The sequence below is a fragment of the Salinimicrobium profundisediminis genome, from assembly GCF_026241755.1.
Lineage (GTDB): Bacteria > Bacteroidota > Bacteroidia > Flavobacteriales > Flavobacteriaceae > Salinimicrobium > Salinimicrobium profundisediminis.
In genome coordinates, this window is record NZ_JAPJDA010000020.1 from 86,293 (window position 1) to 87,379 (window position 1,087).

Below are 1,087 nucleotides of genomic sequence, written 5' to 3' on the forward strand. Positions count from 1 at the left end.
TTTATCCCATAATTTTTGCCAACATCTGGCCCCGTTGCGTTGGGGTCATTATATCGACTATCTTACATGTTTATAACCTCACCCGTAGGCAGACTTTCGACTTTGAAAGGGTCGTATATGGCCTTTTGGTTAACACTATACTGGTACTCGTGGAATTAGTGTCTTTGTTCTTGCCTGGGTAGCGGACCTACTCGATCCAATCGAAAAGATATTCATCTTTGTGTTCGACCTGATATTTGTCCAGGAAATCTTTGTATTCATGCTTAAAAGTTCGTTTTCGGTGGTGCTCTTTCTGATTATGAATATACCTCACCACATTATCTACTGAAGAATAGGAATACGAAAAGGCTCCGAAGCCTTCCTGCCATTCAAATTTTGATCTGGTGAATCTATTCTTGTTTATAAATTCATTAGATGCCTTCTTGATCTCCCTGACCAAATCAGACAGGCAACAGGAGGGTTTCATGCCTATAAAGATGTGAAGGTGGTCGGGCATTCCGTTTATGGCAAGCAACTTCTGATTCTTGTTGGTAACTATGCCGGTGATGTATTTGTAAAGCTCTTCTTCCCACTGCTCCGAAATCAGGCTTTGTCGGCCTTTTACCGCAAATACGATTTGAATATAGATCTGTGAGAAGGTTCCAGGCATATTTAATTTTTAAATATGATTTTAATTTTAGAGGGGGATTAGAAATGATAGACCAACGTAACCCATTGTTATCTAATTTACTACGTAAATTGTAATTCTAAAAATCATTGACTAAAAATCTTATGAATACGGATCTTTTTGATGCGTGGTTGTGCGACCCCTTCGGGGTCGTATCTATTCCTACATTGCAAATGCTATAAACATCTGACGTGCTATAAACATCTGACGTGCTATAAACATCTGACGTGCTATAAACATCTGACCCCTTCGGGGTCATTAACAGTTTCATCCCGAAGGGATTATATATTTATAACAGGAAACGATCATGCGACCCCGAAGGGGTCGTACGGCCAATCATGACAAAGAGGCTGTCTGAAAAGGCAGCCTCTTTTTTGTATAAAAAGTTATAGCTGCTTATTTTTAGGCTATGAGCAGAAA

The 1,087-nt window shown here is 39.6% G+C and carries 2 protein-coding genes; one reads left to right on the forward strand and one right to left on the reverse strand.

Features of this window, described 5'->3' with window-relative positions; translation table 11 throughout:
- Positions 1-182, forward strand: a 182-nt coding sequence (locus tag OQ279_RS12915; RefSeq protein ID WP_266070361.1) for a hypothetical protein, incomplete at its 5' end; no start/stop codon positions are given.
- 5 nt (positions 183-187) lie between these two features.
- On the opposite strand, the gene tnpA is transcribed toward OQ279_RS12915, so the two are convergent.
- Entirely contained in the window at positions 188-649 is a 462-nt protein-coding gene (gene tnpA, locus OQ279_RS12920; RefSeq protein ID WP_266070362.1) for an IS200/IS605 family transposase, read from the reverse strand.
- Positions 650-1,087 lie beyond the last annotated feature (438 nt).